Annotated in this window: 20 protein-coding genes; 5 read left to right on the forward strand and 15 right to left on the reverse strand. The window is 68.6% G+C overall.

What is annotated here, in order from left to right:
* Positions 1-6 precede the first annotated feature (6 nt).
* From proB to rplU, 4 genes are all read right to left on the reverse strand, one after another.
* Positions 7-792 carry a glutamate 5-kinase gene (gene proB / locus AB4070_RS03340; RefSeq protein WP_441978881.1) on the reverse strand — a complete coding sequence of 262 codons (786 nt, stop codon included), beginning with the start codon at positions 790-792 and terminating at the stop codon, positions 7-9.
* A complete protein-coding gene (gene obgE, locus AB4070_RS03345; protein WP_046749240.1) occupies positions 789-2288 on the reverse strand; it encodes a GTPase ObgE in 1500 nt (499 codons plus the stop codon). Before obgE ends, proB begins: the two co-directional genes overlap by 4 nt.
* 101 nt (positions 2289-2389) lie before the next feature.
* A complete protein-coding gene (rpmA, locus tag AB4070_RS03350; protein WP_028501603.1) occupies positions 2390-2647 on the reverse strand; it encodes a 50S ribosomal protein L27 in 258 nt (85 codons plus the stop codon).
* 18 nt (positions 2648-2665) lie between these two features.
* Complete coding sequence (rplU, locus tag AB4070_RS03355; protein WP_028501602.1) at positions 2666-2974, reverse strand: 50S ribosomal protein L21; 309 nt, start codon at positions 2972-2974, stop codon at positions 2666-2668.
* 246 nt (positions 2975-3220) lie between these two features.
* Here rplU and AB4070_RS03360 point away from each other — a divergent pair, with 246 nt between their 5' ends.
* A complete protein-coding gene (locus tag AB4070_RS03360) occupies positions 3221-3487 on the forward strand; it encodes a DUF4031 domain-containing protein (RefSeq protein ID WP_441978882.1) in 267 nt (88 codons plus the stop codon).
* On the opposite strand, the gene AB4070_RS03365 is transcribed toward AB4070_RS03360, so the two are convergent.
* Entirely contained in the window at positions 3452-6055 is a 2604-nt protein-coding gene (locus AB4070_RS03365) for an Rne/Rng family ribonuclease (protein WP_441978883.1), read from the reverse strand. The two genes, AB4070_RS03360 and AB4070_RS03365, sit on opposite strands and share 36 nt — an antisense overlap.
* A 283-nt stretch (positions 6056-6338) precedes the next feature.
* On the opposite strand from AB4070_RS03365, the gene AB4070_RS03370 reads away from it, so the two are divergent.
* A complete protein-coding gene (locus AB4070_RS03370) occupies positions 6339-6956 on the forward strand; it encodes a vitamin K epoxide reductase family protein (protein ID WP_441978884.1) in 618 nt (205 codons plus the stop codon).
* A 68-nt stretch (positions 6957-7024) separates the two neighbouring features.
* On the opposite strand, the gene ndk is transcribed toward AB4070_RS03370, so the two are convergent.
* The 4 genes from ndk to ileS are packed head-to-tail and all read right to left on the reverse strand — an operon-like array spanning position 7025 to position 12609.
* Positions 7025-7441 carry a nucleoside-diphosphate kinase gene (gene ndk / locus AB4070_RS03375; protein WP_017830321.1) on the reverse strand — a complete coding sequence of 139 codons (417 nt, stop codon included), beginning with the start codon at positions 7439-7441 and terminating at the stop codon, positions 7025-7027.
* A gap of 1 nt (position 7442) precedes the next feature.
* Positions 7443-7874, reverse strand: a complete 432-nt coding sequence (locus AB4070_RS03380) for a DUF4233 domain-containing protein (RefSeq protein ID WP_441978885.1) — start codon at positions 7872-7874, stop codon at positions 7443-7445.
* The gene (locus AB4070_RS03385; RefSeq protein WP_441978886.1) at positions 7871-9223 is read right to left on the reverse strand and encodes a bifunctional folylpolyglutamate synthase/dihydrofolate synthase; all 1353 of its coding nucleotides are present in this window, start codon (positions 9221-9223) and stop codon (positions 7871-7873) included. The genes AB4070_RS03380 and AB4070_RS03385 overlap by 4 nt, the downstream gene beginning before the upstream one ends.
* Entirely contained in the window at positions 9220-12609 is a 3390-nt protein-coding gene (gene ileS, locus AB4070_RS03390) for an isoleucine--tRNA ligase (RefSeq protein ID WP_441978887.1), read from the reverse strand. Before ileS ends, AB4070_RS03385 begins: the two co-directional genes overlap by 4 nt.
* 313 nt (positions 12610-12922) lie before the next feature.
* Here ileS and AB4070_RS03395 point away from each other — a divergent pair, with 313 nt between their 5' ends.
* Positions 12923-13573, forward strand: coding sequence for a pentapeptide repeat-containing protein (locus AB4070_RS03395; protein ID WP_441978888.1), 651 nt, complete (start codon positions 12923-12925; stop codon positions 13571-13573).
* Here AB4070_RS03395 and AB4070_RS03400 read toward each other — a convergent pair.
* Genes AB4070_RS03400 through AB4070_RS03415 form a run of 4 tightly spaced genes read right to left on the reverse strand, consistent with a single transcriptional unit; the run spans position 13563 to position 18460 of the window.
* The gene (locus tag AB4070_RS03400; protein ID WP_441978889.1) at positions 13563-15071 is read right to left on the reverse strand and encodes an ATP-binding cassette domain-containing protein; all 1509 of its coding nucleotides are present in this window, start codon (positions 15069-15071) and stop codon (positions 13563-13565) included. The genes AB4070_RS03395 and AB4070_RS03400 overlap by 11 nt on opposite strands.
* Entirely contained in the window at positions 15068-15880 is an 813-nt protein-coding gene (locus tag AB4070_RS03405) for an ABC transporter permease (protein WP_441978890.1), read from the reverse strand. The genes AB4070_RS03400 and AB4070_RS03405 overlap by 4 nt, the downstream gene beginning before the upstream one ends.
* On the reverse strand, positions 15877-16824 hold the full coding sequence (locus AB4070_RS03410; protein WP_441978891.1) for an ABC transporter permease: 948 nt from the start codon (positions 16822-16824) through the stop codon (positions 15877-15879). The genes AB4070_RS03405 and AB4070_RS03410 overlap by 4 nt, the downstream gene beginning before the upstream one ends.
* A 25-nt stretch (positions 16825-16849) precedes the next feature.
* Positions 16850-18460, reverse strand: a complete 1611-nt coding sequence (locus AB4070_RS03415; RefSeq protein WP_441978892.1) for an ABC transporter substrate-binding protein — start codon at positions 18458-18460, stop codon at positions 16850-16852.
* Between the two features lie 170 nt (positions 18461-18630).
* On the opposite strand from AB4070_RS03415, the gene valS reads away from it, so the two are divergent.
* Positions 18631-21246 (forward strand): valine--tRNA ligase, encoded by a 2616-nt coding sequence (gene valS / locus AB4070_RS03420; protein WP_441978893.1) that lies wholly within the window; start codon positions 18631-18633, stop codon positions 21244-21246.
* Positions 21246-21461: a hypothetical protein gene (locus AB4070_RS03425; protein WP_441978894.1), complete on the forward strand. Its 216-nt coding sequence runs from the start codon at positions 21246-21248 to the stop codon at positions 21459-21461. The genes valS and AB4070_RS03425 overlap by 1 nt, the downstream gene beginning before the upstream one ends.
* An 84-nt stretch (positions 21462-21545) precedes the next feature.
* On the opposite strand, the gene AB4070_RS03430 is transcribed toward AB4070_RS03425, so the two are convergent.
* Together AB4070_RS03430 and AB4070_RS03435 are read right to left on the reverse strand one after the other, a co-directional pair.
* Positions 21546-21764 (reverse strand): hypothetical protein, encoded by a 219-nt coding sequence (locus tag AB4070_RS03430; protein WP_441978895.1) that lies wholly within the window; start codon positions 21762-21764, stop codon positions 21546-21548.
* Positions 21761-22378, reverse strand: a complete 618-nt coding sequence (locus AB4070_RS03435; RefSeq protein WP_441978896.1) for an ArsR/SmtB family transcription factor — start codon at positions 22376-22378, stop codon at positions 21761-21763. The genes AB4070_RS03430 and AB4070_RS03435 overlap by 4 nt, the downstream gene beginning before the upstream one ends.
* Positions 22379-22396: the final 18 nt, after the last annotated feature.

Raw genomic sequence — 22396 nt, forward strand, 5'->3', positions numbered from 1 at the left:
CCCAGTTTATGAGGTGGCCGGCTCGAACCAGGTCCCTATTTCGGCGCCGGCCAGGGCCTGCGCCACGAGGTCGGCGCTGGTGACCAGCACACCGATGCCAGACGCCGCGGCGAGACGGGCGGCGGAGACCTTGGTCGCCGCTCCCCCGGTGCCCACGCTGTTGACGACGGTCGCCCCGAACTCCAGGCCGGTGAGATCGGCGTTCGGCGCGACCACGTCGATCGGCTCGGCTCCGGGATCGGTCGGAGGCTTCGTGTACAGCGACTCGATGTCGCTGAGCAGGATGAGGGCATCCGCTTCGATCAGCTGAGCGACCAGCGCACCGAGCCGGTCGTTGTCTCCGAAGCGGATCTCCTGTGTCGCGACCGTGTCGTTCTCGTTGACGATCGGCAGCGTGCGCAGGCCGAGCAGGCGCTCCATCGCGCGACGGGCGTTGGAACGCGACGTCGGGTTCTCGAGGTCACCGGTCGTCAGGAGCACCTGGCCGGCGACGATGTCGAACGGACGCAGAGACTCCTGATAGCGGTACATCAGGATGTTCTGGCCGACGGCCGCCGCGGCCTGCTGCGTCGCGAGGTCGGTCGGACGAGCATCCAGCCTCAGGAAGGGGATGCCGGAGGCGATGGCACCCGACGACACCAGCACGACCTCGATCCCCCGTTCGTGCGCCGCAGCCAGGGCCTCGACGATGACGGGGATCCGCCATGAGGAGTCCCCGCTGATCGAGGACGACCCGACCTTGACGACGATGCGGGACGCGGTGGCGAGATCCGCGCGGGTGTGTGCTGTCACTCGCCGTCCTCGCGGTACGCCGCGAGACGCTGCGTCTCCACCTCTGCGCGGGCTTCGGCCTTCGCGTCCATGCGCTCGTAGTACTGTTCACGGCGCTCGGAGGTGGTCCGGCGTGCGTTCGGAGCCAGACGCGGGTCGGTTCCGCGAGGCGCGGCCATCGCCTCGGCGGCGGACGTCATGGTGGGCTCCCAGTCGAACACGATGCTGTCGCCCTCGCCGATCACGACGGTCGACCCCTGCACGGCGCCGAGTCGGAACAACTCGTCCTCTACGCCGAGCTTCTCGAGCCGATCCGCGAGGTAGCCCACGGCCTCCTCGTTCTGGAAGTCGGTCTGCTGCACCCAGCGGACCGGCTTCTCGCCCAGGATGCGGTACACGTTGCCGTAGGTGCCGCCCTCGACCCGGATGGTGAAGTCCTTCTTGGAACCACGCGGGCGGATCACGACGCGCTCCGGCGGTGTCTCGAGCGCCGCTTCGGCGCGGGCCTTCTCGACCAGCTCACCCAGCGCGAAGGTGAGCGGGCGCAGCCCCTCGTGCGAAACGGTGGAGATCTCGAACACGCGGAACCCACGAGCTTCGAGATCGGGGCGGACGAGGTCGGCGAGGTCGCGCGCCTCCGGGACATCGATCTTGTTCAGCGCGATGAGCTGCGGGCGCTCCAGCAGCGGAGTCTGTCCCTCGGGGACCTCGTACGCGCCGAGCTCCGCGAGGATGACGTCGAGATCGGAGATGGGATCGCGCCCGGGCTCGAGAGTCGCGCAGTCGAGCACGTGCAGCAGTGCGGAGCAGCGCTCGACGTGGCGGAGGAACTCGAGACCGAGCCCACGGCCCTCGCTGGCGCCCTCGATGAGACCGGGAACGTCCGCGACGGTGTACCGGAAGTCGCCCTGCTGAACGACGCCGAGGTTCGGGTGCAGGGTCGTGAAGGGGTAGTCGGCGATCTTGGGCCGCGCGGCCGAGATCGCGCCGATCAGGCTCGACTTGCCGGCGGACGGATAACCGACGAGAGCGATATCGGCGACCGTCTTGAGCTCGAGGACCACGTCGCCCTCGTAGCCGGGCGTGCCGAGCAGGGCGAAGCCCGGTGCTTTGCGCTTGGGGGTGGCGAGAGCGGCGTTGCCGAGCCCACCCATCCCGCCCTTCGCGACGACGAATCGCTCGCCGGGGATGATCATGTCGATGAGGACTTCACCCGCGGTGTTCTTCACCACGGTGCCGACCGGCACGGGGAGTTCGAGCGTCTCACCGAGGAAGCCGGAACGATGATCGCCCATGCCGGGACCGCCGTTGCCGGAGGACCGGTGCGGCGAGTGATGGTACGACAGCAGCGTTCCGGTCTGCGGGTCCGCCACGAGGACGACGTCTCCGCCGTCGCCGCCGTTGCCTCCGTCGGGACCGCCCAGCGGCTTGAACTTCTCGCGGTGCACGGAAACGCAGCCGTTGCCGCCCTTACCCGCACGCAGGTGCAGTGTGACGGTGTCGACGAACGTGACCATGTGCGGATTCCCCTGTATGTGAGTGGTGTTTCGGTGGGCAGATACACGGACGGGGCGAGCCGAAGCCCGCCCCGAACCGGATAACTAGTGTCGCGCTGTGATCACTCAGCTGCAGCGACGATGTTGACGACCTTGCGGCCGCCCTTCGCGCCGAACTGGACCGCACCGGCGGCCAGAGCGAACAGCGTGTCGTCGCCGCCACGGCCGACGTTGACGCCGGGGTGGAAGTGCGTGCCGCGCTGACGGACGATGATCTCGCCGGCGAGGACCTGCTGACCGCCGAAGCGCTTCACGCCGAGGCGCTGAGCGTTGGAGTCACGACCGTTACGGGTTGAGCTTGCGCCCTTTTTATGTGCCATGTCCTAGTCCCCTCTGGCTTACTTGATGCCGGTGATCTTGACGCGCGTGAGCTCCTGACGGTGGCCCTGGCGCTTCTTGTAGCCGGTCTTGTTCTTGTACTTCTGGATGATGATCTTCGGGCCGCGGAGGTTGCCGATGACCTCAGCCGTGACCTTGACCTTGGCCAGCGAGTCAGCGTCGGTGGTCACCGTGGCGCCGTCGACGAGCAGCACAGCGGCCAGCTCGATCTTCTCGCCCTGGGCAGCCTTGACACGGTCGAGCTGAACGATCGTGCCGACCTCGACCTTCTCCTGCCGCCCACCGGCGCGCACTACTGCGTAAACCACTTCATACCTGTTTCGTTGGGGAGCTCGCGGCTCCGAGATCTCACGGGAAGACTGTTGCTTGCATGCACCGTGGAACGGCGGGCGCGAACGCAAGGCTCTCCGCTTCGACCGACGAGGACGACGCGGCATACGCACCAAGGGACTACTTTACCGGATGCGGGTCGGTGTCGCAAAGCGAGGTGGATCCGCACACCGCGGTGCGCTCCATCAGCCCCTGCCCCACCGGCGCGGACATAGGCTGAAAGCGTGACCGTACTCGTCGACGACCCGCTCTGGCCCGCCCACGGACGCCTGTGGGCGCACCTCGTGAGCGACGAGAGCCTCGACGAGCTCCACGCGTTCGCACGCGAGAACGACGTCGCCGCACGCGCTTTCGACCTCGACCACTACGACGTGCCGGAGGACATCATCCCCCGGCTCGTCGCCGCCGGCGCCCAGCATGTCGCGGGCAAGGAGCTGGTGCGCCGACTGATCGCCTCAGGACTCCGAGTCCGCAGCCGCGACCGGCGCTGACGGCTCGTTGTTCACCGAGACGGGCGTGCCGGTGAGCGCCGCGGTGCTCACCCGACGACGTCCTCGCCCCTGACCCGGCGCCTTCGGCTCCGGGAGAGCGTCGAGGACGGAGTCGAGCAGCGCTTCGGCGGGAGACTTCGGGCCCTTGCGGTCGCCGCCTCGCTTCTTGCGAGCCTTCTTCGGACGATCGGCGGCTGCCGGCGCTTCCGATGCGACGTCGGCGGCCTCGGCTCCCGGTGCCCCCTCCGCCGCCGGAGCGATGGTGGAGGCGGCGATCTGCGCGAGGGCCGACTTCGCACCCTCCGTGATGCTGTGGGTGACCGCGGAGGCAGCCGGAGCGCTCTGGTTCTGACCGTTCCCGTTGCCACCGCCGCCGCGCTGACGACGCCCGCTCTGCCCGTTGCCGCCGTTGCCGCCGTTGTTGTTGCCGTTGGCGCGGTGCTTCACGACCGGATCGTGGTGCACGATGACGCCGCGCCCGGCGCAGACCTCGCAGGCCTCGCTGAACGTCTCGAGCAGGCCGAGCCCCAGCTTCTTGCGCGTCATCTGCACGAGCCCGAGCGAGGTGACCTCGGCGACCTGGTGCTTGGTCCGGTCGCGGCTCAGGCATTCGATCAGGCGCCGCAGCACGAGATCGCGGTTCGACTCCAGGACCATGTCGATGAAGTCGACGACGATGATGCCGCCGATGTCGCGCAGGCGCAGCTGGCGGACGATCTCCTCCGCTGCCTCGAGGTTGTTCTTGGTGACCGTCTCCTCGAGGTTTCCCCCCGAGCCGACGAACTTGCCGGTGTTGACGTCGACGACCGTCATGGCCTCGGTGCGGTCGATCACGAGCGAGCCACCGGAGGGCAGCCACACCTTGCGGTCGAGGGCCTTCTCGATCTGCTCCGTGATGCGGAACGCATCGAACGGATCGGTCTCGTCCTCATAGGCCTCGACGCGCTCCAGCAGATCGGGAGCCACGCTCTCCAGGTAGGCACGGATGGTCTGCTGCGCATCCTCGCCCTGGATGAGCATCTTGGTGAAGTCCTCGTTGAAGACGTCGCGGACGATCTTCACGAGCAGGTCGGGCTCCGCGTGCAGGAGCGCGGGCGCCTGCTGGTTCTCGACCTGCTTCTGGATGTGCTCCCACTGCGAGGTGAGACGCTGCACGTCACGCGTGAGCTGGTCCTCGGTGGCGCCCTCGGCCGCGGTACGGACGATCACGCCGGACGACTCGGGCAGCACCTCCTTGAGGATGCGCTTGAGCCTCGCCCGCTCGTTGTCGGGGAGCTTGCGGCTGATGCCGTTCATCGACCCGCCTGGCACGTACACCAGGTAGCGGCCGGGCAGGGAGATCTGGCTCGTCAGGCGGGCACCCTTGTGTCCGACCGGGTCCTTGGTGACCTGAACGAGCACGCGATCGCCGGGCTTGAGCGCCAGTTCGATGCGGCGCGGCTGGTTGCCCGTCTCGACGCCGTCCCAGTCGACCTCGCCGGAGTACAGCACGGCGTTGCGTCCACGACCGATGTCGACGAACGCGGCCTCCATGCTCGGCAGGACGTTCTGCACGCGGCCGAGGTACACGTTTCCGATGAGCGATGCGTCCTGATTGCGGGCGACGTAGTGCTCGACGAGCACGCCGTCCTCGAGGACACCGATCTGGGTGCGGCCGTTCTTCGAGCGCACGACCATCTTCCGATCGACGGATTCACGGCGTGCGAGGAACTCGGCCTCGGTCACGACGGGGCGACGACGACCGGCGTCACGCCCGTCCCGGCGACGCTGCTTCTTCGCCTCGAGGCGGGTGGATCCCTTGATGGCCTTCGGCTCGGTGATGTACTCGACGACGCGCTGACGCTGACGCGGCTCTTCGCGCTGGTCGTCTCCCTCGGAACCGCCACGGCGGCGACGGCCGCGGCCGCGACCCGCGGGCTCGTCCTGCGACTGCTCGCGCTCGGCGATCCGGTCGAAGATGCGCTCGCGCCCCGGCTGTGCGGGGAGCGGGACGATCTCAGGCGCGTAGAAGTGCAGCTGTGTGGAGACCTGCGAGACGAATACCTCGGGAAGCAGACCGAGCGACACGGCCGTCACCGGACCCGGAGCTTCGGGAGCGGCCGGAGCCTCCTCCTCGGTGATGATCGCCTCGACGGCGGTCGTCGACTGCGCGACCGACTCCTCTGCGGTGGCTTCCTCGACGACTCCGTCTTCCGAGGGCTTCTCCGCGACGGCGGACTCCCCCTCCGGCACCTCGAGCGCCTCGGCAGCAGCCTGGGCCTCGGCAGCCGCTTCCGTGTCAGCGGCAGCTTCGGCTTCCGCCTCGGCTACGGCGTCGGCGACGGAATCGGCCGCAGCAGCGGCATCGTCGGCAGCAGCCGCGGCATCGTCCGCCGCGGCGTAGCCGGCGGCGACAGCATCGGCAGCGGCGTCCTCGGCCCGTTCAGCGGCGTCGGAGTTCTCGTCACCCTCGATCGACGCCTCTGCAGGGGCATCGACATCCGGAGCGGTGGGCTCCGTCAGCTCTCCCGCGGCGTCAGCCGGGAAGTCGAGGGTGGGGGCGTTGTTGTCATTGTTCTCATCGGCCATCTCTGGCTTACTCCCTGCACGGGACACTCGGTGCCCCGTGAAATCTCATGCGGTACCCGCGGGTTCCGCGAACTCACTCGGTCTGCGACCGGCTCATGGCTCTGATCGCGTGGGGCATTGGACCCCGAAGTCTTCTCGACGCGTGTCGCGGCAAACGCCGTTCATCGCATCACAGGCCATTATCGCACCAAGTGGGTCGGTTCGCGGCATCCCGTCGTTCGCAGCGAGTTTTGTCTGGCCTGTTCTCGCCCCATCCATAGCAGTCGCTGGGATAATCCCCAGTATGAGCGAGCAGCGCACCCGCCCCGTCGTCTACGCCGTCTGGCTGATCATCGCGAGTGTGGTGGGCTGGTTCGCCGCCTTCCAGTTGACGGTCGAGAAGTTCGTGCTCGCGGCCAATCCCGACGCCGTGCTGAGCTGCAACGTCAGCGTGATGATCCAGTGCGGGAAGAACCTCGAGTCGTGGCAGGGAGAGGTCTTCGGCTTCCCGAACCCGATCCTGGGTATCGCCGGGTGGATGGCGCCCCTCTTCGTCGGCGTCGCACTGCTCGCCGGTTCACGGTTCCCCCGGTGGTTCTGGCTGACCTTCGGCGCCGGCGTGACCTTCGCGTTCGGCCTCGTCTGCTGGCTGATCTGGCAGAGCATCTACGCCCCCAACCTCGGCGTGCTCTGCCCGTGGTGCATGCTCACCTGGTCCGTCACCATCCCGACCTTCTTCGCCACCATGCTGCACCTGACTCGAAACGGCAGCTTCACCCGCAACGAGAAGGTGCAGGAGCGCGCGAATCGGCTGATGGCCTGGGTCCCGCTCGCCACGATCCTCGCGTACGCCGTCGTGATCCTCCTCGCGCAGCTGCGCGGCCTCGACCTCCTCGGCGAGGTCATCGGCATGATCTTCTGAGGCCGCAGCACGGAAAGAGCCCGTCCACCGAGATTCGGTGGACGGGCTCTTCGCATGTGGACGGGTTCTCAGTCGAACCAGATGCCCAGCTCGCGCGCGGCCGACTCCGGGCTGTCGGAGCCGTGCACCAGGTTCTGCTGCACCTTGAGGCCCCAGTCGCGACCGAAGTCGCCACGGATCGTGCCCGGTGCGGCGGTCGTCGGGTCGGTCGTGCCCGCGAGAGAGCGGAAGCCCTCGATCACGCGGTTGCCCGCGAGCCGGATCGCGACAGACGGGCCGGAGAGCATGAACTCGAGCAGCGGCTCGTAGAACGGCTTGCCCTCGTGCTCGGCGTAGTGCTCGGCGAGCAGGTCGCGGTCGGGCTCGACCAGACGGATGTCGACGAGGGCGTAGCCCTTCGCCTCGATGCGGGCGAGGATCGCGCCGGTGAGGCCGCGAGCGACGCCATCGGGCTTGACGAGGACGAGGGTTTCTTCGGTGGCCATGTCATTCACTCTCTGTGTCTGAGATCTGCGTGGTCTGAGTCTCGGTCGTGGGCTCGACGGGGCGTCGTGCGTCCAGTCGGGCCCCTCCGATGGTCGCATACGCCCACATCCCGCCGAAAATCAGGACGACGAGCAGGATGGAGGGGACGAAGAACGCCGACAGCGCGACGAGAGCCTGGACGACCCACCCGGCGGTGAGCGCCCACGGCTTCGTGATCATCCCCGCGATCACGATGCACGCGAGGGCGAGCACCGCCCCGGCGACGATCGCCCACCACTGCTCGACGCCCTCGGGGAGCTGACGCAACCCGAAGATCGTGAGTCCGACGAGGAAGACCACGATCGCCTCGAAGCCCAGGACGACGGGGGCGAGCTTCTGCACGAGGGTGCGCGGCGGGCGCGGACGACGCACTGGGGTGGCATCGGCGCTCATGCGCGCCACCCCGCCTTCCAGTCCTCGTCCTGCGACAGCGCGATCGCCTCTCCGGCGAGCACCACGGAGCCCGCGATGATCACCGCGCGGCGGTCGGAGGAGGCAGCCCACTCGCGCGCGGCATCGGCGGCGTCGGCGAAGGAGTGATGCACGGTCGCCCGCTGGCCGTTCTGCTCCACGAGATCGGCGATCGCATCGGCGTCGCTCGCGCGATCCGAATCCGGAGCGGTGGCGAACACATGTGCCACCCGCGGCGCCAGCTCGGCGACGATGCCGGCGGCATCCTTGTCGGCGAGCACACCGAGCACCAGACCCCACTCGTCGAAGTCGAAGCTGTCGTCCAGTGCCTGCGCGAGCGCCTTGGCTCCGTGCGGGTTGTGCGCCGCGTCGACGATCACGGTCGGCGCGATACCGAGCAGCTGCAGCCGGCCGGGAGAAGTGCTCTCCTGCAGGCCCGCGGTGACGATGTCGGCCGCGATGCGCCGCGTTGCACCGCCGATCAGCGACTCCACCGCGGCGACCGCGAGGGCGGCATTGTGCCCCTGGTGCGCCCCGTACAGCGGGAGGTACTCCTCGGTGTAGTCCCCCGCCAGGCCTCGGATCGTGAGCAGTTGCCCACCGACCGCGAGTTTCTGCTCGGCGAGACCGAATTCCTCGCCCTCGAAGGCGATGGTGGCGTTGCGCTCCGCAGCCACGCGGCGCAGCACCTCGGCGGCCTCCGCGGGCTGCTGAGCGGACACCACGGCGGCGCCCTCCTTGATGATGCCCGCCTTGACCTCGGCGATCTCGGCGATCGTGCTGCCGAGGCGGTCGGCGTGGTCGATGTCGATCGGCGCGAACACCGCGACGTCGCCGTCCGCCGTGTTGGTGGAGTCCCACTCCCCGCCCATGCCGACCTCGAGCACCAGCACGTCGACCGGCGCATCGGCCACGGCGACGAAGGCCAGCACGGTGAGCAGCTCGAAGAACGTCAACGGCGCATCGCCAGCGGCCTCGAGCTCCGCGTCGACGATGTCCACGAACGGCTCGATCTCGTCCCAGGCGTCCGCGACGGCCTCGTCCGCGATGGGCTCGCCGTCGATCATGATGCGCTCGGTGAAACGCTCCAGGTGTGGACTCGTGAACAGTCCGGTGCGCAGATCGTGCGCACGCAGAAGGCTCTCGACCATCCGGGCCGTCGACGTCTTGCCGTTGGTGCCCGTGATGTGCACGACGCGGTAGGTGCGCTGCGGGTCGTCGAGGAAGGCAAGGATCCGTGCGGTGCGCTCCTTGCGCGGCTGCACCCAGCGCTCTCCCGCTCGGCTCAGCAGTGCCTCGTAGACGGCATCCGCCCTGTCAGCAGCACTCATGCTCCCGCTCCCATCCTGGTCACGTCGATCGTGAAGTCGCCGATGTTCGCATACGTCCCGGCGGAGATCACCGCGGAGAACTCCGGCGTCGCGCTTCCTGCACCGACGAGGACCGCACCATGACCGAAGATCGAGTCGCCCTGCGCATCGATCACGAAGTACTCCTCGGCGAGGGTCTCCGCAGCGATGCCTGCCAGCTCGAACGCCGAGACGACGGCCGCGGTGTCCGCATCGTCCTGGAATCGGAGGACCAGCCGGATGCGGTCGCTCACGTCGAAGTCGGCGTTCTTGCGCGTCTCCTGCACGGCGCGGATCACGTCACGGGCGAGCCCCTCCGCCTCGAGCTCGGGGGTCGTCCTGGTGTCGAGCAGGACGAAGCCGCCGCTCGGCACGATGGCCAGGGCCTCCCCCTCCGGGCGGCCGGTCGTCTCGAGCACGAGCTCGTACTCCGACGGCTCCAGGGCGATGCCGCCGGCCGTGACGACGCCGGACTCCTCGCTCCAGTCGCCAGAGCGTGCAGCCTGGATCGCCTTCTGCACGTCCTTGCCCAGACGCGGACCGGCCGCGCGGGCGTTGACGCTGAGACGGTGCGCGATGCCGTACTCCGCTGCCGTGTCGTCGGCGAGCGCGACGAGTTCGACCGACTTCACGTTGAGCTCCTCGCGGAGGATGTCCTCGAACTGTCCGAGCGACGCGGCGAGAGGCGAGACCACGGTGAAGCGGGCGAGCGGAAGCCGCACGCGCAGCTTCTCCTTCTTCCGCAGCGCGTTGCCCACGCTCGACAGCTCGCGCACGGCGTCCATGGCATCGCGGATCTCGTCCGCTGCGGGGAACTGCGCCTCGTCCGGCCAGTCGGTCAGGTGCACGCTGCGTCCACCGGTCAGGCCCTGCCACACGCGCTCGCTGATGAGGGGCACGAGAGGCGCCGCGACGCGGGTGAGCGTCTCGAGCACGGTGTAGAGGGTGTCGAACGCCTCACGGCTCTTCGGGTCCTCCGTCACGCCTGTCCAGAAGCGATCGCGCGAACGTCGGATGTACCAGTTCGTCAGCACCTCGGCGAAGTCGCGCAACCGCGCGGACGCCGTCGTGGAGTCGAGCCCCTCGAGGTCGGCGCGCACCTCACGGACGAGGTCGCCCAGACGCGCCAGGATGTACCGGTCGAGCACATCGGTGGAATCGGTGCTCCACTGCGCCTCGTAGCCGGCGGCGCCCGACGCGTTGGCGTAGGTCGCGAAGAAGTACCACGAGTTCCACAGCGGCAGCAGGAACTCGCGGACCCCGGAGCGGATGCCCTCCTCGGTGACCGCGAGGTTGCCACCACGCAGCACCGAGCTCGACATCAGGAACCAGCGCATCGCATCGGAGCCGTCGCGATCGAGCACCTCGGACACGTCGGGGTAGTTCCGCAGCGACTTCGACATCTTGTAGCCGTCGCTGCCGAGCACGATGCCGTGGCAGCTGACACCCGTGAACGCCGGTCGGTCGAAGAGCGCGGTCGAGAGCACATGCATGACGTAGAACCAGCCGCGGGTCTGTCCGATGTACTCGACGATGAAGTCCGCCGGGGAGTGCGAGTCGAACCACTCCTGGTTCTCGAACGGGTAATGCACCTGGGCGTAGGGCATCGAACCGGAGTCGAACCACACGTCGAAGACGTCCTCGATGCGGCGCATCGTGCTCTTGCCCGTGGGGTCGTCGGGGTTCGGCCGGGTGAGGTCGTCGATGTACGGTCGGTGCAGGTCGACCTCGCCCTCCGGGTTGCGCGGCAGCGTGCCGAAGTCGCGCTCCAGCTCCTCCAGCGAGCCGTAGGTGTCGACGCGCGGGTACTCGGGGTCGTCGCTCTTCCAGACCGGGATCGGCGATCCCCAGTAGCGGTTGCGGCTGATCGACCAGTCGCGCGCGCCTTCGAGCCACTTGCCGAACTGTCCGTGCTTGACGTTCTCCGGCACCCAGGTGATCTGCTCGTTGTTGGCGAGCATGTCGTCCTTGATGTCCGTGACGCGGATGAACCAGCTCGACACCGCCTTGTAGATCAGCGGGTTCCGGCAGCGCCAGCAGTGCGGGTACGAGTGCTCGTAGCTCTGCAGGCGGATCAGACGGCCGTTCTCGCGGATCAGCCGCACGAGGGGTGTGTTCGCGTCCATCCACAGCTGGCCCGCGACGTCCGTGACGTTCGGGAGGAAGCGCCCGCCGTCGTCGAGCGACAGGATCGTGGGGATCCCCGCAGCACCGGCGACCCGCTGGTCGTCCTCACCATAGGCCGGAGCCTGGTGGACGATGCCGGTTCCGTCGCTGACGGTGACGTAGTCGTCCACCAGGATGCGCCAGGCGTGCTGGGTTCCATAGGTCTCGGTGTCGGCGTAGTAGTCGAACAGCCGGTCGTACGTCACGTCCTGCAGGTCGGCACCGCGCACGGTCGCATCGACGGCGGCGAGCGCGTCATCGGTGCTCTCGTAACCGAGGTCCTTGGCATAGCCGCCGAGGAGCTGCTTCGCGAGCAGGTATCGGTGGGCCGACGCCTCGACAGCGGCGTCCGTCGTCCCCTCGGCCTGATGCACGTCCGCCGCGCCGTGGGGCCCGGCCGGCAGCACCACGTACTCGATGTCGGGACCGACGGCGAGCGCGAGGTTGGTCGGCAGGGTCCAGGGCGTGGTGGTCCATGCGAGGGCGCGGACTCCGGTGAGCCCGAGCGATTCGGCCTTGGCTCCGGTCAACGGGAAGGTGACCGTGACCGAAGGGTCCTGGCGCATCTGGTAGACGTCGTCGTCCATGCGCAGCTCGTGCGCGCTGAGCGGGGTCTCATCGCGCCAGCAGTACGGGAGCACCCGGTATCCCTCGTAGGCGAGGCCCTTGTCGTACAGGGTCTTGAACGCCCAGAGCACGCTCTCCATGTAGCCAAGGTCGAGCGTCTTGTAGCCCCGGTCGAAGTCGACCCAGCGCGCCTGACGGGTGACGTAGTCCTGCCACTCGTGCGTGTAGGCCAGGACCGAGCTCTTCGCCTTCGCGTTGAAGACGTCGATGCCCATCTCCTCGATCTCGGCCTTCTCGGTGATGCCGAGCTGCTTCATGGCCTCGAGCTCGGCGGGAAGCCCGTGCGTGTCCCAGCCGAAGACGCGATCGACCTTGTGGCCGGTCATCGTCTGGAAGCGTGGGAACACGTCCTTCGCGTACCCCGTGAGCAGATGGCCGTAGTGCGGAAGGCCGTTCGCGAAGGGCGGGCCGTCGTAGAACACCCACTCCGGCGATCCCTCGCGCTGTGAGATCGACGCGCGGAAGGTGTCGTCCGCCTCCCAGAACGCGAGCACCTCCTCCTCGATCTGCGGGAAGCGAGGGCTGGGCGCGACGGAGTCGGCGGCGGGGCCGAAGGCGGAACGGGGGTAGGTCATCGTGGCTCGCAGTGGTCGTCGTGGCGGATGCTCATACGAGGACGACCCTCACGGACCGCGGTACCACCTCGCGTGCCGCGCCCTGCGGCGCGACCACTCTCACTGCGGCTGTGACGGGCCTGCCCCGCTCGGTTCTACTGAGCGCGACCCGAAGGCCGCGCCGTTCTTCCGAGAGCTCCCCGGTGATGGCCGGATCGATGCTCGTCCCACCAGTGTACGCGTGCCCACTGCTCCCCGGCGCATGGTCCTCTCCCGGATGGCGACCCCCCGCACGGCCGCGCCCGATGTCGTCGGCCCGCCCTACGCTCGGAACATGCCCCGCACTTCCGACTCCCCCGCGTCTCCCCGCGTCACGGCGCCCGATCTGCCGCCGGTGCTCGAACCGGCTCTGGCCGCCCGCAGTGCCGACCTCGTCGCCGCTCGACTCGATCTGGCCGGCACCGTCGACCTCGCCTATTCGACGGTCGAGCAGTGCGTCGTGAGCGCAGACGCCGATGCCGTCGATCTCACGGGGGCGTCGGTCGTCGACGTCGACATGTCGGGTGTGCGCATCGCCTCCCTGCGCATGCGCGACGCGGGTGTGCGGCGAGTGCGGATCAACGGCGGCCGCATCGGGACCCTCGACCTCAGTGAGGCGCATGTCTCCGAGCTCGACCTGCGCGATGTGCGCATCGACTACCTCAACCTCGGTGCGGCGAAGGTCACCGATCTCGAGATCACAGGGTGCGCCATCCGCACGATCGACATGCCGCGGGCCGAGCTCACGCGAGTGCGCTTCACGTCCACATCGAGTGACGAGGTGGACCCACGGGGCATGCGGGCGAAAGACCTCGACCTGCGCGGGCTCGACGCTCTCGGCTACCTCGACGCCAACAGCCTCCGCGGTGCCACGCTCACCTCGTTCCAGGTGCAGCAGCTGGCACCCGTGCTCGCCGCGGGAATCGGCATCCTCGTCAAGGACTGACGGCGCCGCTCGCGTCGATCAGCTCCCTCGTGAACGGATGCTGCGGTGCCGCGAACACCTCCGACGTCGGCCCCTGCTCCACGATCCGGCCGTCCTGCATCACCAGCACGTCATCCGCGACCGACCCCACGACATCCAGATCGTGGGAGACGAGGATCATCGTCAGCCGACGTTCGCGCTGCAGCCCGTCGAGCAGACGCAGCACCCGCTCTCGCACCGAGGGATCGAGCGCGGACACGGGTTCGTCGAGCACCAGCACGTCAGGATCGGCGGCGAGGGCACGGGCGATAGCCGCCCGCTGCCGCTGTCCACCGGAAAGGGCATTCGGACGTCTGTCGGCCAGTGCGGGAGCGAGGCCGACCTCGGCGAGAAGCTCGACCACCCGAGCAGGGCGCACGGAGCGGGGCACACCACCAGCCTCCAGCGCTTCCTGCAGCGATCGACCGATCGTCCAGCGCGGGTCGAAGGCGCCGAGCGGATTCTGATGCACCAGCTGCACCCGTCGCGGGGCGTTCCACTCCACAGTGCCGCTGTCCGGGGCATCGATTCCGACGATCATGCGAGCGAGAGTGGTCTTGCCCGACCCCGACTCCCCCACGATGCCGAGCGTCCGCCCGTCCCTCGCCACGAATGAGGCATCGACGACCGCTGGCACGGTGTCGAAGCTCCGTGACACGCCGTCGATTCTCAGCACCGATGCGGAATCCGTCGGGGCGGCGGTTCGGGGTTCGTGGATCGTCGCGGCGATGAGCTGCTTCGTGTACTCGTGTCGAGGGTTCTCGAGCACCTCGGCCACCGGACCGGACTCCACGACCACGCCGCTCCGCATCACCAGGACACGATCGGCGATCCGACGGACCGCTGCGAAGTCGTGGCTGATGAACACGAGCGCCGTCCCCGCGTCGGTGATCTCACGCAGCAGTCCGAGGATCCGCGCCTGCACGGTGGCGTCGAGTGCGGTGGTCGGCTCGTCCGCCACGAGGACGGCCGGGTCCGCGGCGAGTGCGGATGCGATCAGCGCTCGCTGCCGCAGACCTCCGGAGAGTTCGTGCGGGTGCTGTCGCGCGCGGCGCTCCGGGTCGGGCATCCACACCCGTTCCAGCAGCTCCTGGACACGTGCCGCTCGCGGCGCCCGTCCCCGGACGACCCTGTGGAGGAGCAGCGGCTCGGCGATCTCCGCTTCGACACGCCTCAGCGGGTCCAGGGAGACCAGCGCGTCCTGGGAGATGAGTGCGATCCGCGATCCGCGCACACCCCGCCACGTCCGCTCGGAGAGGCCGGCTGCATCCGTCCCGTCCACCACGAGGCCGTCCAGGGTGACGTCGGCGGCTGCGGGAGTCAGCCCCAGCAGGGCACACGCCGTGAGGGACTTGCCGGCGCCGGATTCCCCCACGATCGCGACGCACTCACCGCGGTCGACGGCGAAGGACACGTCATCCACGACCTGCTTGCCGTCGAACGAGATCCGGAGTCCTCGAACCTGCAGTGCAGCGTTCATCCTGTCCTCCCGTCTGCGCGAGCCCGAAGGATTCGTCCGATGACGGTGGCCGAGACCACGGTCAGTGTGATCGCGACGCCGGGGAAGAGGGAGATCCACCAGGCCTGGCCCAGCACGTTGCGGCCCCCGGCGAGCATCAATCCCCACTCCGGCGTCGGCTCGGACGGTCCCAAGCCCAGGAAGCTGAGCCCCGCAGCCGCGAGGATGCTCGAGCCGATGCCGATGGTGGCGAGCACACTCAGCGCGCCGAGCACGCCCGGCAGCACGTGCCTGCGGAAAGCGCGCCAGCGCGGGACGCCGAGGATGTGCGCGGCTTCGACGTGCTCGGTGACGCGGAGCGTCTGCGTCTGCACGCGCGCCAACCGGATGTACACCGGCACGGCGGCCAGGGTCACCGCGATCGCGATGTTCACCGGTCCCGGTCCCAGCACGGCGATGACGACGAGCGCGACCAGGAACTCCGGGAACGCCATCAGCACGTCGTTCACCCGCATCACGGTGGTGTCGACGCCCCGCGGTGCGACCCCGGCGAGCGCGCCGATCATGAGCCCGAGGACCAGAGCCACTCCGGTGGCGAAGAGCCCGATGCCCAGCGATCTCCCCGCGCCGTGGACCACCCGCGAGTAGACGTCGCGCCCGCTTTGATCAGTGCCGAAGAAGTGCTCCGCGCCGGGCGGCAGCAGGGCGGAGCGGACATCGGTCTGCAGCGGATCGTGCGTGGCGAGGACTCCCGGCCAGAGCGCCGCGAACACGATCACGGCGCTCACCACGATGGCCGACCAGAGGAGCACAGCCTGCGCGCGCCTCATCGGACGCTCCGGTCGCGTGCTGCCTTGATACGCGGGTCGATCAGCGGGTGCACGATCTCGACCACCAGGTTCACGGTGACGAATACCACGGCGCTCAGAAGGATGATGCCCGTGATGACCGGAAGATCGCGGTCGCTGATCGCCGCGAGCGTCACACGTCCGAGACCGGGTCGGGCGAACACGGTCTCTACCAGCACTGCTCCGCCGAGGACGGAACCGGTCAGATAGGCGGCGAGCGTGACGGCGGAGGCTGCGCCGTGACGCAGTCCGTGCCGGAGCGTGAACCACGAAGGACTCGCCCCCCGTGCGCGCACCGTCTCAGCGAACGGCATGCGCTCGGCCTGCACGAGCCCGTCCCTCAGCACCTGGCTGAGCAACGCAGCCACCGGGAGCGCGAGAGTCACCGCCGGGAGGACGATGGTGGCGGGGTTGCGGGCTCCGGAGACCGGGAACCATCCCAGTCCGAAGGCGAAGACGCTGAGGAGGATCAGTCCGATCCAGAACACCGGAGACGAGAGCACCACCAGTTCCACCGCCGCGGCAACCGTGCGTCCCGCATCGCCGCGCACGAGAACGGCGACCCCGATGGCGAGCACGACGGCGATCACCAGTGCGAGCGCGGAGAGCTGCACCGTCGCTCCCAGCTGGCGTCCGATCACCTCCGTGACCGGCATCCGCAGCTGGTACGACTCCCCCAGGTCCCCGCGAGCGAGTTGTCCGATGAAACCGAGGTACTGCTCCCACGGTGGCCGATCCAGTCCCAGATCGGCACGGATGCCGTCCTTGACCGCCTCACTCACCTGTGCCTGGGGGCCCAGCATCACCGATACAGGGTCGCCGGGGATCACCCGGAACGCGAGGAATGCGACCGTGGCGGCACCCCAGAGGACGATGACGACGGAGGCGATCAGGCCGGCGATGCGGACGAGAGCAGCCTTCACCACCCGTGCCCTCCGCTCAGACGGCGGTTCAGCCGACGGTCACATCGTAGAACAGCGGACGGCCGTAGAGGTCGTACTCGACGCCCTCGACGCGGTCGCCGACGGCCGTGATCGCCGACGGGCTGTACAGCGGCACGATTGCGGTGTACGTGGCGTTCCACTGCTGCAGCTGGGTGTACAGATCGTTCCGCGTGTCCTGATCACTCGTCGCGACGGCCTGCTCCAGCAGCGCATCGATCTCGGGGTCGCTGACCTGCGAGGCGTTCTGGAAACCGTCGGTGTGCAGGTGACTGCGCAGCAGGTCGGGATCGACGCCGGAGAAGCCCCAGTCGGTCAGGTCGAACGTCTTCGGCTCATACTGCTCGTTGTAGGCGCCCGGTTCGAGAACCTCGCGCTCGACCTCGAAGCCGATCCCCTTGAGGTCGGACTGGATCGCGTTGGCCAGCGCGGCACGGTCGTCGGGAACCGGAGTCCAGGCGATCCAGCGCACCGAGAGGCGCTTGCCGTCCTTCATGCGGATCCCGTCGGTGTCGCGGGCCGTCCAGCCGGCTTCGTCGAGGAGCGTGTTCGCCGCATCCTGGTCGAACGGCCAGCTGCCCTCGAGGGATGCGTCGTAGCCCGGAGTCGTCGACCCGAGGATGCTCCACGCCCGCGGGAACTGCCCGAAGTAGATCTCCTCCACCGCAGCATCGATGTCGATGCCGCGGGCGAAGGCCTGACGCACCTTCTCGTCGGCGAAGACTCCGTACTTCTCGTTCAGATAGAGGGAGTACGGCAGACCCGGGTACTCGATCGAGTCGACCGTGATGCCGTCGCCGAGGTCCTTCGCGAGGTTCGGCGGGATGTTGCTGGCCAGATCGGCCTCACCGCTTTCGACGACCCCGGCGCGCACAGACGCCTCCGGCTGGATCTCGACGCGCAGGGTCTCGAACTTCGGAGCCTCAGCGTCGTGCGGGCCCCAGGCGTAGTCGTCGTTGCGGGTGTACACGATCTCCTGGTCGGGCGTGTACTCGGTGAGCTCGAACGGGCCGGTGCCGACGGTGATGCCGGGGCCGCCCGCTTTGAGCTTGTCGGCTGACTTCTCCAGCACCGCCGGCGAGTAGAAGCCGAGCTGCGGGGTGCTCGCCGCCTGCAGGAACGGTGCGTAGGGCTGCGTGAAGGTCACCTTCACCGTGTGATCGTCGACGACCTCGGTGCCGTCGTAGAAATCGGCGCCGAGCATGCTGGCTGCCTGGGCCGATGCGGTCTCGGGGTCGACGATGCGGTCGAAGTTCGCCTTGACGGCAGCGGCGTCGAACTTCTCGCCGTCGGTGAAGGTCACGTCGTCGCGGAGCGTGAAGGTGTACTCCGTGCTATCCGGTGAGACGTCCCAGCTCTTCGCGAGCCACGGGCTGAACGATCCGTCGTCCTCCTGGAAGACCAGGGAGTCGAGCACCGCCCGCTGCACCATGCCGGAGACGTCGAGCTGGCTGACCTGCGGATCCATGTGCCCTGCGGACAGATTCGCGCCCTCGATCGACCACACGAGCTCCCCATCCTCCCCATCGGCACCGGGCGCAGCACACGCACTGAGCACCAGCGCAGCAGCGGCGGTGAGCGCCGCGAAGGGCAGGAGACGGCGCACAGATCTTGCGGGCATGACGATTCCTCTGGACGAGCGGGTCGGGGTTCCTCCATCCTACGGCTGATTCTTGGACGGGGTCGATCTGCACCGGCGACCCGTCACCGTGACGCTCGGTAGACTGTTCGGCACACCCCACACTCAGGCACGCTCACACAGTGCCGCATACATCGCTCGAGGAGACCTCCATGCCTGCTTCTGAAACGGCACAGAACCCCATTCCCGACAAGCCCGCACTCGAAGGTCTCGAAGCGAAGTGGGACGCCGCCTGGGCGGGGCAGGGTACGTACCTGTTTGACCGTCTGCGCGCCGCCGAGCTCGGCCGTGAGGGCGTCTACTCGATCGACACCCCGCCGCCCACGGCCTCCGGCAGCCTCCACATCGGTCACGTGTTCTCCTACACGCACACCGACGTCAAGGCGCGGTATGAGCGCATGCGCGGCAAGACCGTGTTCTACCCGATGGGCTGGGACGACAACGGCCTGCCCACCGAACGCCGCGTGCAGAACTACTACGGCGTGCGCTGCGACCCGTCGCTCCCCTACGACTCCGACTTCACCCCGCCGTTCGAGGGCGGCGACAACAAGTCGAGTCGCGCCGCGGACCAGCAGCCGATCAGCCGTCGCAACTTCATCGAGCTGTGCGAGCGCCTCACGATCGAGGACGAGAAGCAGTTCGAGGCCCTGTTCCGTCAGCTCGGGTTGAGCGTCGACTGGACGCAGACCTACCGCACCATCTCCGACGACACGATCCGGCAGAGCCAGCTCGCGTTCCTGCGCAACATCGAGCGCGGCGAGGCCTATCAGGCCCTGGCACCCACGCTGTGGGACATCGACTTCCGCTCCGCGATCGCGCAGGCCGAGCTCGAGGACCGCGACCAGCAGGCCGCGTACCACACGATCGAGTTCCCCTTCGCGGACGGTTCCGGCTCCATCGCGATCGACACCACGCGCCCGGAGCTCCTCCCCGCGTGCATCGCGATCGTGACCCACCCCGAGGGACCGCACAAGCACCTCATCGGAACCAAGGTGCGGACGCCCTACTTCGGTGCCGAGATCGAGATCCACGGCCACCACCTCGCCCAGCCCGACAAGGGCACCGGCGCGGCGATGGTCTGCACCTTCGGCGATGTGACCGACATCATCTGGTGGCGCGAGCTGCGCACCGCTGCCGGCGAGTCCCTGCCGAACATGACGGCGATCGGTCTCGACGGCCGATTCCTCGCCGAGGCCCCATCGATCGTGACCGACGCCGACGCGCGTGCCTGGTACACGGAGAACGTGGCGGGCAAGACCGTCTTCAGCGCCCGCAAGGCGATCGTGGAGAAGCTGCAGGAGACCGGCGACATGACCGCCGTCGGCAAGCCGTTCCAGCACGCCGTGAAGTTCTTCGAGAAGGGCGACCGCCCGCTCGAGATCGTCTCGACCCGGCAGTGGTACATCCGCAACGGCGCCCGCGACGGTGAGCTGCGCGATCAACTCCTCGCGCACGGCACCGAGCTGGCGTGGCACCCCGACTTCATGCGGGTCCGCTATGAGAACTGGGTCGGCGGCCTCACCGGCGACTGGCTCGTGTCCCGGCAGCGCTTCTTCGGCGTGCCGATCCCGCTCTGGTACGCGCTGGACGAGAACGGCGAGCGCGACTACGACCGCGTGCTCACCCCGGATGCGGCCGCGCTGCCCATCGACCCGACCACGGATGTCCCGGCGGGCTACACCGAGGACCAGCGCGGGGTTCCTGGCGGGTTCGATGCCGAGGCCGACATCCTCGACACCTGGGCGACATCCTCCCTGACCCCGCAGCTCGCGGGCGGCTGGAAGCGCGACGAGGAGCTGTGGCAGCTCACCGCGCCGTTCGACCTGCGCCCGCAGGGACAGGACATCATCCGCACCTGGCTCTTCTCGACCATGCTGCGCTCCACGCTCGAAGACGGCCGCACCCCGTGGAAGAACGCCGCCATCTCCGGCTTCATCGTCGACCCCGACCGCAAGAAGATGTCGAAGTCGAAGGGCAACGTGGTCACCCCGGCCGACGTGCTCGACGCCCATGGCTCTGACGCGGTGCGGTACTGGGCGGCCTCGAGCCGACTCGGCATGGACGCGGCCTTCGACCCGCAGAACCCGACCCAGGTGAAGATCGGTCGGCGTCTCGCCATCAAGGTGCTCAACGCCGCGAAGTTCGTGCTGTCGTTCCCGGTGCCCGAGGGCGCGCAGGTGACCCACGCGCTCGACGCCTCGATGCTCACGGCCCTCGATGGGGTGGTGGCCGAGGCGACCGCGGCCTTCGACCGGTATGACGCGGCGAGGGCGCTGGAGTTGACCGAGGCGTTCTTCTGGACGTTCTGCGACGACTACCTGGAGCTCGTGAAGGAGCGCGCCTACAACCAGAACGACGTCGGGCAGGCCTCGGCCGCCCTCGCGCTGCGTCTGGCGCTGTCCACGCTGCTCCGGCTGCTCGCCCCGGTGCTCTCCTTCGCCACGGAGGAGGCCTGGTCCTGGTTCGAGGAGGGCTCCGTGCACACGGCTGCGTGGCCCGAGAAGCTCGGCATCGAGGGCGACCCGGCCGTGCTGGCCGCCGCGAGCGAGGCGCTCGTCGGCATCCGGCGCGCGAAGACCGAGGCGAAGGCATCGCAGAAGACCCCGGTCTCCCGTGCCGCCATCGCCGCTCCCGCAGCGAAGGTCGAGGCCCTGCGCGCCGCGGCGGATGACCTCCGCGCGGTCGGCCGCATCGCCGAGCTCGAGATCACCGAGGCGGAGGAGTTCGCCGTCACGGCGATCGAGCTCGCGCCGGTCGAGGCCTCCTGATGCAGCTCGGCACGCGCTGGGCCACGGGTGCGCAGCCACCGGCCTCCGTCCCCGAGGCGCTGCGTCCCGCCATCGCCGACGTCGAGTCCCAGGGACTCACCGGCCACTGGACCCTCACCTGGCTGGAAGGGCGTGCGATCGCGGAGCTCGACGCCGGCTGGGAGGTCCTCCAGACCGCGTCCGGTGAGGTCGTCGCCCGCCCGTTCGCCGACTGAACCCAGGCCCCGCCGTCGCGACGAGACCCCCTGATACCCATGCGGACATCAGGGGGTCTCGTCGCGTGGCCCCGGGCCACGGAGTCAGCGGCGGGTCACGCCCAACTGCGCGAGGGCATGGTCGACGGCACGGGGGTCCTGCCGGCGGGTCTGTTGTTCGCGCAGCAGATCGAGCGAGAGCTCACGCCGCTCCGCACGGTGTGAGATCCGGTTCTCGACGTACGTTGTCAGCCGATCGGCCAGTCGGAGCAGCCGACGCTCGGTGCGGGTCGGTGCAACGAGATGGAGAGTTGCGGCGGTCATGATGCCTCCTCGTGGTCGACGGCGGGCGAGGTCGTGCGCGGGGTCGGCAGATCGAAGAGCTCGGCGCGGAGCGATACCCGCCGCACATCCGGCCCTTCCTGACCCCGGTACCGCTCGATGGCACTCTCGACGATGGCTTCGAGTTCCTCGCGAAGCGCCATCGCCTGCTCCGGTGTCATGTCGAGGTGCGTGGTGATGGTGATCCCGACGTCTCGCCACGCTTTCGGCACCTCGGCCTGCGGTCGGTTCAGGTAGCTCATGAGGGTCTCGTGGCGGACGCGGAAGAACTCCGAGGTGACGATCTGCGCTGCTGCGCGGTTCGCCGGCGAGGTCATCTCATCGGGGCCGGGCACGTCGATGCGCCCCTTGGGCCGCTCCCACCATCGTTCCCTCGCGGTGCCCCGCCCCTCGACCTCGCGGATCAGGTCGTGAGCTGCGAGCGCACGCAGGTGATAGCTGGTCGATCCCGATGTCTCTCCCACGAGGGCCGCAAGAGAACTGGCGGTCTGCGGCCCTCGCGCCGCGAGGATGTCGAAGATCTTGACCCGCAGCGGGTGCGCCAGCGCCTTGAGCGCGCTGGCGTCGAGTGTCCTGACCTGCGTCTCGTTCGTCATGCATGCAAAGATACTCTT

The organism is Microbacterium sp. 2RAF4 (genome assembly GCF_052115285.1).
In the GTDB taxonomy this organism is placed as follows: domain Bacteria; phylum Actinomycetota; class Actinomycetes; order Actinomycetales; family Microbacteriaceae; genus Microbacterium; species Microbacterium oxydans.